The sequence below is a fragment of the Actinoplanes flavus genome (assembly GCF_017592555.1).
Taxonomy (GTDB): domain Bacteria; phylum Actinomycetota; class Actinomycetes; order Mycobacteriales; family Micromonosporaceae; genus Actinoplanes; species Actinoplanes flavus.
This window is the reverse complement of record NZ_JAGFNS010000014.1, coordinates 30185-44169: the sequence shown is the minus strand read 5'-3', so window position 1 is coordinate 44169 and position 13985 is coordinate 30185. Positions and strand designations below refer to the sequence as shown.

Sequence of the window (13985 nt, the reverse complement as noted above, 5' to 3'; positions counted from 1 at the left end):
CCGCACCGAAAAGCTGTGGGCATGCCGACACCCGATGACGTCGACGCCTTCATCGCCGCCCTGGCCCCGCTGACCGGCGAACCCGACTCCGACGAGCCGGGGCCGGTCCGCCGACGGCCCGGGACAGCCGGCGTGTTCGAGCAGCGGGTCCGGGTCGCCCGCCAGGTCAGCGAGTTCGTCGAGATCGACCCGGCGCCGGAGGTCCTGTGGGCCGGATCGGCGGTGACCGGCGCCTCGGTGGCCGACGGCACCCTCGTCGCGATCCCGCTGACCCGGGCGCCCGGCACGATCACCGTCACCACGGACCTCACCCGGCCGGTGCAGCGGTCACGGTCGAGGCGCCTGGACCGGCCGGACGTACACCGCCACACCGAGGCGCTGCACGAGATCCTCGGGGAGTCGCCGGCGGGCACCCCCGCGACCGACGCCCGCATCGAGCCGATCGGCACGCTCGAGGAGGGCCTGGTCCGGTTCGGCCTGAACCGGCTGCCACCGGCCTGGGAGATCGACGCCACGGCGCACAGCACCGTGCTCGGTCTCTTCTCACAGACCTCCCACCAGGTGGCGTTCACCCCGGACGGCCCGCGGTTCTTCACCGGTGACGTCACCCTGCACGAGATCAGAACCCACGCCGGGCCGGGCAGTCCACCCTGCTACCTGTCGACGGTCGCCTACGGGCACATGGTTCTCGTCCTGGCCGAGGGCGCGGCGACCGGCACGCGGATCCGGGCCGCGCTGTCAGCGGCGTGGCGCGCGGCGGTCGGCCCGCGGACCGGCCTCACCAACGGGCACCGCGACACCCTGTCCCGGGTGACGATCACCGCCGCACCCGTCCGTGCCGATCCGGCCGACGACCTGGCCTCCTGGTTCCGGGACTGGCTGTGGGCGAACGGGAACCGGCCCGCCGCCCCGCTGCGGTACACCGTCCGGCACATGGCGGCACCGGGCGACCCCGTTCGGGTCACCCGGATCGCCGAGCCGGTCCGGGCGCTCGGTGACGGCGACTACCGTGCCGCGAAGGCGACCTGGACCGGGTCGGTGGCGAGAACCCGGCGGCCCGGTCCCGGATCTACGCCTCGATGACCCGGACACCCCGGTACGCGGTGATCGCCGCGGCCGCCGCCCCCGCCACCGGAACGGTCAGGATCATCCCGGCCACCCCGAGCAGCACCGACATCGTCATGGTCAGCAGCAGCACCACGAGCGGGTGGATGCGGGCCGCGCGGGCCATCAGCAGCGGCGCCAGCACGTGACTCTCCACCTGCTGCACCACCACGACCAGCAACGCCACCAGCAGCGCCGTGCCGGGACCACCGAAGACGAACGCGATCGCCACCGCGACCAGACCGGCCAGCAGGGCGCCCACCATCGGCACGTAACCGAGCACGAACGTCAGCAACGCCACGGTTCCGGCCAGCGGCAACCGCATCACCGCCATGCCGAGCCCGATGGCCAGCCCGTCGACCAGCCCGGTCAGGCTGCACGCGTAGAACCAGGCGCCGGTCACGCGCAGCGCCTCCTCGCCGGCCGCCCGTACCGGCTCCCGCCGCCGGGCCGGCACCAGCGCGATCACCGAACGCCACAGCGACGGGCCGCTGATCAGCGCGAACAACGCGAACACCACGGAGGCCAGCAGCATGGTCAGCATCGAACCGAGGAAGGAGACCCCCTCCAGAGCACTCGCGCCGAGCCCGCCGCCGGCCCGCGACAGCAGCTCGCCGCCGTGGTCGCGCAGCATCGCCAGCGGGCCGGAGTCGGCGGCGTCCAGGGTGCTGGTGGCGCGCGCCCACGCCGTACGCATCGAGGGCACGCTGCGCATCACCTCACCCACGGCGACCGTGACGAGAAGGGCGACCAGCACCGCGATCGCGCCGACCGCCGCCATGGCGGCGATCGGCCGGGGTAACCGATGCCGTCGCAACCACCGCACCACCGGGTGCAGCACCGCCACCTGGGCCAGGCCGAGCACCACGGTGAGCACGATGAACTGCAACTCGTGCACCACCCAGAGCAGGGCGGCGGCGGCCGTGCCGATGATCAGCAGGCGCCCGCTGAGCGCGGCCACGCGGTCGATCAGAGGATGACGTTCCAGGGCGAGCATGACGGCTCCTTCGTCGAGAATTCCCTCAGCTCAAGGACCATCGCGCTGATCGTGCTCGATGTCGTCGCCGCGCTGCGGTAACCCGGGGACACGCCACCACGTCGCGGAAAACCCCGATCATCACCCCACAGGAGTACGGGCGGAGCACTCCCCACGTGGGCACGATGGCCGTGGCGTGATCCCGTTTATGCAGCTCAGGATTGCCATCGTGGAGCGACGACGGCGGCCCTCGATTCTCCGACAGTGGTGAAGCGAATCCCACTCACCACAGGAGACCCGCCATGCGAACCGAACGCCGGGGCCTACCCGCCCTCCTCAGCGGACTGCTCTTCCTGATCGCGCTGCCCGCCGGCTGCGCGGTCGGTCCACCCACCCCACCGACGGCGGGCGGCGGCGGAGGCGGTGGCTGGGACCTGCCCGAGCCCGCTCCCGAGTCCGCTCCCGAGCCCGCCGCGACAGGCGACGACGCCACCCAGGCCGTGCAGGTCGCGAACGCCTTCTGGGCCGCCGCCTGGAGCAACCATTTCACCGGCGCCTACCAGCCACCCGAGATCTACGGCCCGTTCGACGAGGGCAACGCGCCGCTGTGTGCCGGCCGGCCACTCGAGACGGGCAACGCCTACTACTGTCTCGACGGCTACATCGCGTGGGATGCCGGCTTTCTGGACAGCGGAGGGGAGTTCGGCGACGGCCTGACCTGGCTGGTGCTCAACCACGAGGTCGGGCACGCCGTCCAGGATCAGCTCGACGAGTCGCTGGTCATCGAGGCCGCCGAACTCCAGGCCGACTGCCTGGCCGGCGCGGCCCTGGCCGGGGCGGCCCGCGACGGCCTACTCGTCTACGAGCCCGGCGACGACGAGGAACTGGCCGCGGTGTTCGCGGTGGCCGGCGACGACACCCCGTGGAACGGCGACAGCGGCGCCCACGGCACCACCGAGCAGCGGGTGGAGTTCTTCACCATCGGCGCCGACGGCGGCGTCGGCGCCTGCCTTCCGGCTTCGGCCTGATCGGCGGCCGTCATGCAGCGCGCACGCCTCGCCGCGGACCGCCGCCTCGCCATCGCGCCCGCCGCCGCCCAGGAACGGATCCGGACCGCGCTGCGGGCGATGGGCAGCCGGATCGTGCGCGCCGCCCCCGGCACGATCGAGGCGCTGCGCGGTGGCCGGATCCGGTCGGTGGTCGGCGCCACCGACCGGGCCCTGCACACCACCGTCACGGTGGTCGGCACCGCCACGGCCAGCCGGATCCTCATGATCACCCGGCCCGCGCAGGTCGTCGACCTGAACGCCTCTCCGGCCGTTCTGGCGGCCGAGCTCACCGACATGGTCACCCTCCAACAGGCCTGCGACGACGCGGTCCGGCCCGGCGCGGCACGGCCCTTCGGGCCGGCGCTGCTGCTGATCACCGACGACAGCCGGGCGGCCTACCTCGCGCTTCTCGCGCAGCAGCAGGTGTCTTCCCGGGTACGGGGGCAGCTGCGCCTGATGCCCGCCCGGCCCCCGCTGACCGGGACCGAGACCGTGACCCTGACGTCGTCGGGCGGGCCGGCCCCACTGACCGGCCACCGGCTGGGCGGCCTGATCGACACGGCCGCCTACATCGGCGGGCACGGAACCGCGCTGCCGCCCGCCGACCAGGCCGCCCTCACCGAGCTGACGGTCGCCTGCTGGCCGCTGCTGCACGGCGTCCACACCGGCGTACGCCTGGCCGACGACCTGGCCCGCGCCGCGAATCTGGCCGACCGGCAGGCGCGCATCCGGTCCGCCCTGGCGGTCCGCTGGATCATGCGCTGCCAGGACTGCCGCTTCGACAAGATCGTCAACCCGGAGTACGGCCGGATCGCCAAACGCAACCACCGGCTGCGCAACGCCATCGGCATCGGCGCCGCCGCGATCATGCCGTTCGCCACCGTCGCCACCGTCGGCGCCCGGGTGGCGACCGGCCTCACCTTCGAACCCGACTACGTCTGCCCACGCTGCCAGGGCCTCGACGCCGACGAGGTACGCGCGGGCATCTGCCCGCACTGCGGCCAGCTCCGCAAGGAGGTGATCCTCGGCCGCTGCCGCAACGAGAAATGCCGGCACGACCTGGCCGGGCTGATCGGCGACCCCCGGCCCCTGCTCCCCCTCGAACCGACGGTGAACACCCATCCGGAAAGGACAGACCATGACCACACCGCAGCCCCACAGTGACGAGACCCGGGCCGGAGCCACCGCGCCGGACTGGACCACCTCCGCCTACGACCCGCCGGGCCCGTACCGGCCGCAGCCCTACCCGGGCAACTACCCGCCGCCGTCGTACCCGCCGCCGTCCTACCCGCCGCAGTATCCGGGCCACGCCGCGGCGGCCGCCTTCCACGGCGCGCCGAAGGCCCCGACCGGCCTCGCGATCGCGGCCACCGTGCTGTTCGCCCCGCTGGGCATCTGGGCGCTGGTCCTCTGCGGCCAGGTGAACACCCAGGTGGCGGCCGGTGACGTGGTCGGAGCACTGGCCATCGTCAACAAGGCGAAGACGGTCAGCTTCATCGGCATCGCGGTCGGTGCGCTGATCACCGTGCTTTTCTGTGCCAGTTCGTTCAGCGCGATGAACGACCCCTACTACGGCTCCTACTGATCACTCCGCGGCCCGGCCTTCCGGCCGGGCCGCCTTCCTGGAGAGCGGGTACCGGCAATGACCGACAGCGATTTCGACACCACCCCGGACGCCGCCGACCTGGGGACGACCACCTATCAGACGGCGGCCGCCGGGTCGTCCGGCGCGTCCGCCGACGGCGGGACCGAGTCGGCGCCGGACACCGCGGGCTGGGACGGTGAGACGGCCGACCCGCAGGACTCCTGGCAGCAGGAGCCGTGGGCCGAGGAGGAGGCCGCCGCCGGGGAGGCCGCCGAGGAGGAACCCGCCACCACCGAGGCGGAGCCTGCCATCACGGAGGCGGAGCCCGCCGTCATCGAGGCGGAGGAGGAGACCGCCGAGCCGACCGGCAGTCGTCCCGAGCAGGAGGAGAGCGCGATCCGCGTGGACGACTTCCGGGACGAGACCCGCGAGGATCTCGCCGACCGGGACGTCCGCGACGACACCGACCGGCAGGACGAGGCGCGCGACGACCTGTCGGATCGTGAGGTTCGTGATGACGCGGTGCGGGATGGGGAGTCGCGGGATGACGTGTCGGATCGCGAGATCCGTGACGACACGACTCGGCAGGCGGATTCGCGGGACGACCTGGCGGATCGTGAGGTGCGTGATGACGTGTCGGATCGCGAGATCCGTGACGACACGACTCGGCAGGCGGATACGCGGGACGACGTGGCGGACCGTGAGGTGCGTGATGACGCGTCGGATCGCGCGGTCCATGACGACACGACTCGGCAGGCGGATAGCCGTGACGACGTCGCTCGGCAGGGGGAGACGCGGGAAGATCCCGTTGACCGGGAGGTGCCCGACGATGCGGCCCGGCAGGCGGAGGCCCGGGACGCTGACGAGCGTGAGCAACGGCAGGACGAGACACGGCAGCAGGACCGGGCCGACGCCGACCTGCCGACCGAGCAGCCCGACCCGCTGCGGGAGCAGGCCCGGACCGACACCGGGCAGGAGCAGAGGTCCGTGCCCGACGACCAGCTGCCGGACACTCGGCAGGAGGGCCAGGCCACGGAGAGTCGCCAGCAGGAGACCCAGGAGCGGGAGACCCAGGAGCGGGAGACCCAGGAGCGGGAGACCCAGGAGCGGGAGACCCAGGAGCGGGAGACCCAGGAGCGTCAGACCCAGGAGCGTCAGACCCAGGAGCGTCAGACCCAGGAGCGGCAGACCCAGGAGCGGGAAACCCAGCAGGAGGAGACCCGGCAGGAGGAGATCCAGGAGCGGCAGAGCCAGGAGCGGGAGGCACAGCAGCGGGAGACCCAGCAGGAGAACCGGGAGCACGACAGTCAGCGGCCGGACACTCAGCGGCCGGACACTCAGCGGCGGGAGGAGCAATGGGAGGCGCATACCCGTACCGATGTGGTGAATGCCGCCCTGAGCGACCACGACGTGCCGCGAGACGACGACGCGCATCTGCCGGACCGCGACCTGCCGGCGCCGCTTCCCGTGCCGCAACCGGCCCCGGAGCCGGCGGAGGAGGAACTCCGCGAGGATCTCGACACACTGTCCGAGTTCGATCGCGTCGATCAGCATTCCGACGGCCGGTTGAACCGCCAGTTCATGGATCAGGCCCGGGAACAGATCGCGAGCACGCCGGGGCATCCGCTGCGGGAGCTGCTGGACGAGGACGGGAACTGGCGGGCGCGTACCCATCTCTCCGAGGATCTGACCTTTCAGGCCGGTCACCTGGTGAGCCGGCACGCCGGATACGAGGAGCGGTTCGCGCTGGAGGACAGCTTCTACAACCAGCTGACCAGCTGGACGCTGGAAAGCCGAGAGGGGGTCGCGGTGAAACCGGCCGTCGACATCGGCGGCGTGCCGGTCGAGATGCGTACCGCCCAGATGCTCGTCGGCGCGAATGTCCTGGATCCGGCGGTGCTGGCCGAGGCGAAGCCGCATCCCGGATGGACCGGCCGCCACTGATCTCGGAGGGAATCGCACGGCTCGGAACGACGCCGGAGACCGGGCTGCTGTTCAGCACAAGATCATCGTCATTGTCACGACACCGGGAACCGCACCGAATCTCCGGGTAGCGGGGCGACGGCCGGTCCAGCAGCCGCCCGTCGCGGTGCCGCAGATGCCTGTCGAAGAACGCCCGCACGTACGCCCGTTAAACGGCCACCGACCGCTCGCCATCGATGGCGCCGATCATCGGCTCGATCTGTTCGGCCGGCAGTCCCGCCTGGCACAAGAGCACCCCGACCCACCGGGCCGGGTACCAGATCTGCGCCATCAGTTCCCGGGCATTTTCGGTGGCCACCCACGGATCGGGCCGGGACCGGTCGATCAGGTGCACCGCGACGGTGCCGATCGGTTTCGCGCCGGTGGGCGGCGGAAGCGACATCGGAGTGACGGCGAGGACGGCGGCGAGCAGGGTTTTCAGCATGCACCGAGTGTTCGGCGCGGCGGGAAACCGCTGTAGTCACCGTCCTCACCGGACTTCCGTGGATTCCTCACATCAGAGCCGTGAGGAATGCGCTACGACCAGACGAAGGTTCCGGCCGGCACGCTCGCCGTGGTGGCGAAGTTGCTGTTCACGGTGCTCGCCTCACGGGTGCTCGGGTAGGCGTTGGTGCAGCTCACCGGCGCGCTGCTGCCGGACATCAGATCAGTGCACAGACCGGTGCGCCGGTCCGGCAGCCCGAGCAGGTGCCCGAACTCGTGAGCGGCGATCCGCGGCTGGTAGTAGCCCTGGTTGACGGCCTGCCGGCCCATGTACCAGCGGCCGTTGCCCAGGGACGTGGTCTGTGCGCGCGGCCAGCCGTTGTCGGCGTACACCCGGATGTTGGGGGTCGATCCGGCCGGGACCGGCAGCAGGCGCACGTTGGTGACCCGGCTGTTCCAGATCTGGGCGCCCTGATCGACGACCGACTTGAACTCCTGGGCCTGGCTCGCGTCGTAGTAGAGAACGCGCGGGGCCGCGGTGGCGGGCGCGGCGGTGACCGCCTGGAAACCGCCGACGGCGAGGACCGCGACCAGGGCCGCGGCGATTCTGCGGAGCAGCATTGCTACCTCCGGGGACGGGGAACGGGACCCCTCCTTTCTATCGATGAACATCCATGAATGCGGCATACCGGTTCGGCCCTCTGCGCCGGATGATGCCTAGACCAGGAAGACCGCCGCGAAGATCATGACCAGCGCCGACACCAGCGTGGACAGCATCACCACGTCCCGGGCCAGCGACTCGGCCGTCCGGTAACGCAGCGCGAACACGAACACGTTCTGCGCGGTGGGCAGCGCCGCCGTGATCACCGCGGCGAAAACCTGGTGGTCCGGCAGATCAAGGACAAGGCGCCCGATGAGGTACGCCAGCAGCGGCTGCACCACCACCTTCAACGTCACCGCGAGATACCGTTCCGGTGCTTCCGGGCCGCCGCGCAACGGTCGCGCTCCCGGCAGCGACATCCCGAACGCCAGCAGCGCGGCCGGCACCGCCGCCGCCCCGACCAGCTCGAACGGCTCCAGCAGCAGATCCGGCGGATGCCAGCCGGCCGCCGCCACCAGGATTCCGGCGGCCGACGCGATCATCAGCGGGTTGCGGACCGGTAGCAGCGCCAGCCGGGCCGCCGACGGGCGTCCCTGCCCACTGGCCAGATCCAGCACGGCCAGCGCGATCGGGCCGAACAGCAACAGCTGAAAGAGCAGCACCGGTACGACCAGCGACACGTCCCCGAGCACATAGGCCGCGATCGCCAGGCCCATGTTGCCGGCGTTCACATACGACGCGCCGAGCGTGCCGATCGTGACGGTCCGCGCGTCCCGCCTCCACACCAGCCGGGCGACCAGCGCGTACAGGACCGCCACCACGATCGTCGAGGCCACGAACGCCAGCGACGCCCCGGTCACGATCCGGTCCAGCGAGGTGCGGCTCAGGGTCGTGAACAGCAGCGCCGGACCCGCCACCGAGAACACCAGTTGCCCCAGCACCCGTGGCGCGTGCTCACCCAGGAGCCGGCGTCTGGCCAGCACGTAGCCGAGCGCGGCGAGCGCCCAGATCGTGGTGAAACCGCTCAGTACCCCCGCCATCGGTACGTCAGGGCAGGAACTGCTCCTCGAACCGCACGACCGCACCGTCCTCGACCGTCAGCCAGAACGGCAGAACCGCGATGTGCGGCGGGGCGACGTCGAGGTCCTTGTTCTGCTTCTTCAGGAAGGCCGCCAGGTCCTTGCAGGGGACTGTCGTCATGTCGACACCGCCGAGCGTCTCGAGCACCTGGCAGTCGGCGTCGGCGGCGACCGGCAGCGTCCGCAGCTTCGGATTCTCGTTGACGATCATGTAGTCGTTGTCCGGCCCGTCCGGGTTCTCCGGATGTTCCTTCTTCCAGCGCGCCTTGGCTTTTTCGCCGGTCAGGAACTCGATCAGGTCGAAGGTCACCGTGCCGGCGGCCACCTTGGTGAGGTAGACCGGGTGCCGGCCGTCCTCCAGAACCACCTCGGCCGTCGCCGTCGCCGTCGCCGTCGTCGTCGTCGCCGGTTCCGTGGTGGCGACGGTCGTCACGGCGGTCGCGGTGGTCGTCGTCGCCGGTTCCGCCTTGTCGCAACCGGCCAGCGCGAGCACGAGCAGGGCCGCCACGCAGACGCGTCTCATCACTGTTCCCCCAGGTAGCCGATCGCTTGCGGACATCATGACGGATCCCGGCCACTCCCCGGGCGCGCGGGTGCCACCCAGGTATGACGCCGCCGGCGCCGCGCGGGTACCACACAGGTGTGACGCACCGGGCCGTACGACTCGGGCTGGACCCCGGGCGCGCGGGTACTACTGTCCCGGCCGGACATATCGACTGTGCTGAACGGGGAGACACATGAGGGAGGCGTCGTACCGGACCACCGCGCTGGTCGGGCTCGGCTGGCTGGTCACGGTGGTGGCCGCGGTGATCGCCGGTGCGGTGCAGTCGGCGGGCGAGCAGACGTGCGACGACGCGACCTCCTGGTGCCTCACCCCTGGCGAGGCTGCCATCCTGGGCCTGGCTCTGGCCAGCCCGATCCTCCTCGCGATGATCATCATCGTGGTGGTGCTGGCCGGTCCGTTCGCCCGGCGGCTGCCTTCGGCGCCACTCGCGGGCACCCTCACCGCGGTGGTCGCGGTCCCCGTGGCGGGCGCGCTGGGCGGTCTGGTCCTGGTGGTCGCCCGATGAGGCGTACGACGCTCGGCGCGCTCTTCTTCGGCTGGCTGTACGGCGTGCCGTTCCTGCTGATCGTCGGCCTGATCCGCCGGTACACCCTGCCCACCTTCGCCACCCGGGCCGAAGCCGGCCACTTCGCCGCGGTCACCGACCGTTACCTGACCGCTGCGATGGGGCTCAACGTGGCCGTACCGTTGCTGGGTCTGCTCATGGCGGTCATGCTCCGCGACCGGTACTGGCGCAACCACTTCCTCGGCGCCCTGGCCGGAATGCTGCTGTTCCTGGCCGCCTACGGCATAGCCGCGACCCAGTCCGCGGCCCCACTGATCGGCACCGTCCCGCCCGCCCTCGAACCGGCCCCGCAGATCACCGTCTGCATCCCCACCAGCGGCGGCCGAACCTGCCCCGGAGGCTGAGGGCTGGGCTGGTCACGGGTGTTGTTTGCGCGTTGCCGGGTTGCCGGTTCCTGTTGGGAGCCGGGATCGCGCCCGTCTCGGTGGCTGAGGGTTGGTTGGTCACGGGTGTTGTTTGCGCGTTGCCGGGTTGCCGGTTCCTGTCGGGAGCCGGGATCGCGCCCGTCTCGGTGGCTGAAAGTCGGCGAGCCACCGGCGACGTCTCCACGCTGCCAGGTGGTGCTGCGCATCGTCTGATAGCCGTCGTGAACGAAGCTTGGCGTGTCCTGGACCGGGGGTCGTCGTGCCGGATTGCTTGGCTGGTGCTGGGCGCTGTCTCAACGGCTGTGAGACAGCACCCACGGCCAGCCGGAAAGATCATCCGCAGTCGGGCCGGGCCTCGAGTGGGGGGTCTCAAGCAGCTGCTCGGAGGCCGATACCCAGGCCGACGATGACGACCAGGGCGGCGGTGGCGGTCGGGGCGGTTGTGGAGAGGCGGGCGCCCAGCCGGGACACGCGGTCGCCGAGGTTGGCGGCTCGGCCACCCTTGGCGATCAGGTGGGAGACACGGTTCTGGGCTACCACCAGCAGAAGGCCGATCGCGGTCAGGGTGGCGGCCATGCCGAGGCCGTAGGCGATGACCAGCGCGACGCCCAGGCCGGCGCGGCCAAGACCGATCGCGCCGAGCAGGACCACCAGGGCGGATGGGCTGGGCACCAGGCCTCCGGCGAGTCCGATTCCGGCGAGGCCGAGCCAGCGTCGTGTACGTCGAGGTGTTCGCTCGCCGTGCTCCCGGTACTTGCCGAGCTCGCCTTGTTTGTCGTGCTTGCCGAGCTTGTCGTGTTCTCTGGGCTCCCCTTGTTGGCCGCGTTCGTTGTGTTGGCCGTGCTCGAAGTGCTTGTCGTCCCTTCCGCGCGTCCCGCGGTCGCTGTGTTGGACTCGGGAGTCAGCCGGATGTGCGTGATCATGTCCGCTCGAATGAACGTGAGCTTCGGCGTGACGATCTGAGGAGTGGCCGTGGGAGTGGGTGTGTTCGTGCGGGCCGTGGGCGTGCGGGCCATGGGTGTGGGTGTGGGCGTGCGGGCCATGGGTGTGGCCGGGCCAACCGTGAGAGTGGGTGCCTGACCTGCGGGAACGTAGGGCCGAGATCAGCATCGTCGCGCCTACCGCTACGACCAGGAGGCCGCTCACGATGCCGAGGGCGCTCAGTGCCCGTTCGCCGGCGAGGGCGGTGGAGGTGCTGAGGAGGAGACCGAGCGCGAGGACCGTACCGGTGTGGGTGAGAGTGACCGTGCCGCCGACGGCGAGTGCGTCGCGGACGCGGCCCTGACGGCCCGCGAAGTAGGCGGCCATGATCGTTTTGCCGTGGCCGGGCAGGACCGCGTGGCCGGCGCCGAGCAGCAGCGCCAGCAGGAAGGCCAGGCCGACCACCAGCGGGGTGAGCCGTCCACCGACGGCCGTCTCGACCCGGCTCTGTGCGGCGGCCAGCCATCGCGGGCCGCCGGTGAGGGCCGGAGCGTCACCGGTCACGGCCGCTGAACCGGTCGCGCCGCCGACGCCGATCGTGGCGGAGCGGACGTCCGGCGGTGAGGCGAGCAGGTCGGTGGGGTAGGTGCGCAACTCGCCGGTGACGCTTTCGGTGGGCAGAGCAGAGTCGGAGAGCGCGATCCCGGCGCCGTTGGCCGTGATCTCCCGCCAGCCGACCCGATCGGAACGGTATTCGTTGTCGATCCGCACGGTGGTGGCGCCGGACAGCCGGGCGGGAGCACTCAGGGCACAGTCGAGGCGGCTGACGGACAGGCCGCCGGAACCGGGCAGCAGCTCGTACCGGGGATTGGCGACGATCCACTCCAGGCGCTCGCCGCCCGCTGACACCGCAAGGTCCGCGGCCAGGCGGTCACACTCCGCAGTCGCGTAGGCGGCACGCTCGGCGGATGACAGGACGCCGTCGCCGTCTGTGTCCACCAGCGGTTTCTCCTGGAGCGTCGGGATCTCGGCGACGTCTGCCGCAGCGGTCACGTCGATGCGGTCGGGACGCAGCGTGAGGCCCGCGTACTGGTTGACCGAGAAGGTGTCGACCGGGTGCGCGTGGGCCGGTTGCGCCGTCGCGACGATCAGGCCTACGGCGCACACGAGCACGCCGAGCCGGTGAATTCTCATCGGGAGCCTCCGGAGGCGGGCAGGCCGGCCAGGGCGCGGCGGGCGATGGGAACGTCGATGGGGGAGAAGTGCGGGTTGGTGGAAAGAGCGCTTTCCAATTCGGTACGCGCGGCGCCGTGCTGCCCGAGGCCGAGATGGATCATGCCCAGGTGATACGAGTAGACGGCCGGCCGTGCCCCGCCGGCGACGGCGTGCCGCGCGTAGGGCAGGGCCTCGGCGTTGCGGCCGGTGGCGTGCAGCGCCCAGGCCAGGGTGTCGGCCACGTCGGGGTGCTGCCGTACCGCCCATTCGGCGCGCGCGGCCGTCACCGCGTCGGCCGGGCGACTCTGGGCCAGGGCGAGTTCGGCGGTGGCCAGCCGGTCGGTGCCGCCGTTCGCTGTGAACAACCGGTCCGCCGCCGCGGCCAGATCCAGTTGGGCGGCCGCCTCCTCGTCACGGTCGGCGGCACTCAGCAGCAGGGCGTACTCCACCATGGACGACATCGACGGCGGCAGGCCGGGGTAGCCGGTGAGGTCGCCGCGGGCCGCCGCGATCCGGGCCATGCCGTGCTGGGCGGTGCCGGTGGCCGGATCTGCGGAGAGCGCGATCCCGTACTCGGTCGCGGCGGTGGCCAGATCGCCGCGGCCGAACGCCAGGTCGCCGAGCTGGGCGCGGCAGAACGCCACGTCGTGCGGGTCGACGGCGTTGTCCAGAGCCTGCCGCATCAGGCTCTCCGCCTCGCTCACCCGGCCGTGCAGCTCCAGGTCGTAGGAGGCGCGGGCGTACGCGGACAGGCCGGGCCGCAGGTCGAGCATCCGCTGGACGGCCCGGGTGGCGCCGTCCGCGTCGCCGAGCTGGGTGAGCGCGTCGGCGAGCACCCCGTACGCCTCGGCGTCGTGATTGTTGACGGTCAGCGCCTTCTCGGCGTGGCCCCGGGCGGCGGGGAAGTCGTGCCGGGCGTTGGCAAGCGCGCCGAGCACCACGAGCGCGTCACTGTTGCCGTCGGCCCGCAGCGCGAGCGACCGGCGGGCGGCCTGCTCGGCCTTCGGGTAGTACGCGGGATCGGCGGTCACCCGGGCCCGCTCCAGATAGGCCGCGCCGAGCGCCGCCCAGGTCGGCCAGTCACCGGGCACGGCACGGAGTTGCTGCTGGGTCCGGGCGATCCGCTGGGCGAGCACGTCGACCGGCTGCCGGGCGGCGACCGGTACGGCCGGGGTGGTGGAACGCGGCCAGGTCAGCAGGGCCGCGGCGCCGATGAGGGCGGCCGCGAGCACTGCGGCGAGGCCGAGGCGGACGAGCGTACGTCGCATGATCTCTCCAGAGGGAGCCGGGCAGGAGCGTGAGCGAACCCGGAAAGCGGTTGCGGCGGTGTGGGGATCGGGTGAGTGGGCCGACCCGGTGAGCGGTTGCGGCGGTGTCGGGATCGGGGCGAGTGGGCCGAAGCGGTGAGCGGGCGGGGCGGTGTCGGGATTCCAAGTGAGTGGGCCGACCGGGAGAGCGGTTGCCGCGGTACAGGGAGCCCGGCCGGCGGAACAGGCAATCCGGGGAGTGGAGGGAAACGTCAGCGGGTAACGGATCCGGGAGGCGGCGGGATCG

At 71.7% G+C, this 13985-nt stretch carries 14 protein-coding genes; 7 read left to right on the top strand and 7 right to left on the bottom strand.

The window, feature by feature from the left end; all coding sequences use genetic code 11:
- The first annotated feature begins 21 nt into the window (after positions 1-21).
- Complete coding sequence (locus J5X75_RS21865; RefSeq protein WP_208469344.1) at positions 22-1083, top strand: hypothetical protein; 1062 nt, start codon at positions 22-24, stop codon at positions 1081-1083.
- On the opposite strand, the gene J5X75_RS21860 is transcribed toward J5X75_RS21865, so the two are convergent.
- Positions 1070-2101 carry an AI-2E family transporter gene (locus J5X75_RS21860; protein WP_208469343.1) on the bottom strand — a complete coding sequence of 344 codons (1032 nt, stop codon included), beginning with the start codon at positions 2099-2101 and terminating at the stop codon, positions 1070-1072. The two genes, J5X75_RS21865 and J5X75_RS21860, sit on opposite strands and share 14 nt — an antisense overlap.
- A 281-nt stretch (positions 2102-2382) precedes the next feature.
- On the opposite strand from J5X75_RS21860, the gene J5X75_RS21855 reads away from it, so the two are divergent.
- The 4 genes from J5X75_RS21855 to J5X75_RS21840 are packed head-to-tail and all read left to right on the top strand — an operon-like array spanning position 2383 to position 6658.
- Positions 2383-3108 (top strand): neutral zinc metallopeptidase, encoded by a 726-nt coding sequence (locus J5X75_RS21855; RefSeq protein WP_208469342.1) that lies wholly within the window; start codon positions 2383-2385, stop codon positions 3106-3108.
- Positions 3109-3120: 12 nt separating this feature from the next.
- Complete coding sequence (locus tag J5X75_RS21850) at positions 3121-4293, top strand: hypothetical protein (RefSeq protein ID WP_208469341.1); 1173 nt, start codon at positions 3121-3123, stop codon at positions 4291-4293.
- The gene (locus J5X75_RS21845) at positions 4268-4714 is read left to right on the top strand and encodes a CD225/dispanin family protein (protein WP_208469340.1); all 447 of its coding nucleotides are present in this window, start codon (positions 4268-4270) and stop codon (positions 4712-4714) included. Before J5X75_RS21850 ends, J5X75_RS21845 begins: the two co-directional genes overlap by 26 nt.
- A gap of 57 nt (positions 4715-4771) precedes the next feature.
- Positions 4772-6658, top strand: coding sequence for a polymorphic toxin type 5 domain-containing protein (locus J5X75_RS21840; RefSeq protein ID WP_208469339.1), 1887 nt, complete (start codon positions 4772-4774; stop codon positions 6656-6658).
- A 187-nt stretch (positions 6659-6845) separates the two neighbouring features.
- On the opposite strand, the gene J5X75_RS21835 is transcribed toward J5X75_RS21840, so the two are convergent.
- The 4 genes from J5X75_RS21835 to J5X75_RS21820 all read right to left on the bottom strand — a co-directional run bounded on the left by J5X75_RS21835 (position 6846) and on the right by J5X75_RS21820 (position 9323).
- Positions 6846-7121, bottom strand: a complete 276-nt coding sequence (locus J5X75_RS21835; protein WP_208469338.1) for a hypothetical protein — start codon at positions 7119-7121, stop codon at positions 6846-6848.
- A gap of 92 nt (positions 7122-7213) precedes the next feature.
- Positions 7214-7741, bottom strand: a complete 528-nt coding sequence (locus J5X75_RS21830; RefSeq protein ID WP_208469337.1) for a snapalysin family zinc-dependent metalloprotease — start codon at positions 7739-7741, stop codon at positions 7214-7216.
- A 96-nt stretch (positions 7742-7837) separates the two neighbouring features.
- Positions 7838-8761, bottom strand: a complete 924-nt coding sequence (locus J5X75_RS21825; protein ID WP_208469336.1) for an AEC family transporter — start codon at positions 8759-8761, stop codon at positions 7838-7840.
- A gap of 7 nt (positions 8762-8768) precedes the next feature.
- Positions 8769-9323 carry a hypothetical protein gene (locus J5X75_RS21820; RefSeq protein WP_208469335.1) on the bottom strand — a complete coding sequence of 185 codons (555 nt, stop codon included), beginning with the start codon at positions 9321-9323 and terminating at the stop codon, positions 8769-8771.
- Between the two features lie 214 nt (positions 9324-9537).
- Here J5X75_RS21820 and J5X75_RS21815 point away from each other — a divergent pair, with 214 nt between their 5' ends.
- Both J5X75_RS21815 and J5X75_RS21810 read left to right on the top strand, forming a co-directional pair.
- A complete protein-coding gene (locus J5X75_RS21815; RefSeq protein ID WP_208469334.1) occupies positions 9538-9870 on the top strand; it encodes a hypothetical protein in 333 nt (110 codons plus the stop codon).
- Positions 9867-10274 carry a hypothetical protein gene (locus J5X75_RS21810; protein ID WP_208469333.1) on the top strand — a complete coding sequence of 136 codons (408 nt, stop codon included), beginning with the start codon at positions 9867-9869 and terminating at the stop codon, positions 10272-10274. Before J5X75_RS21815 ends, J5X75_RS21810 begins: the two co-directional genes overlap by 4 nt.
- Positions 10275-10664: 390 nt before the next feature.
- Here J5X75_RS21810 and J5X75_RS21805 read toward each other — a convergent pair whose 3' ends face one another.
- Entirely contained in the window at positions 10665-12410 is a 1746-nt protein-coding gene (locus tag J5X75_RS21805) for an urease accessory protein UreH domain-containing protein (protein ID WP_208469332.1), read from the bottom strand.
- On the bottom strand, positions 12407-13699 hold the full coding sequence (locus J5X75_RS21800; RefSeq protein WP_208469331.1) for a tetratricopeptide repeat protein: 1293 nt from the start codon (positions 13697-13699) through the stop codon (positions 12407-12409). Before J5X75_RS21800 ends, J5X75_RS21805 begins: the two co-directional genes overlap by 4 nt.
- Positions 13700-13985 lie beyond the last annotated feature (286 nt).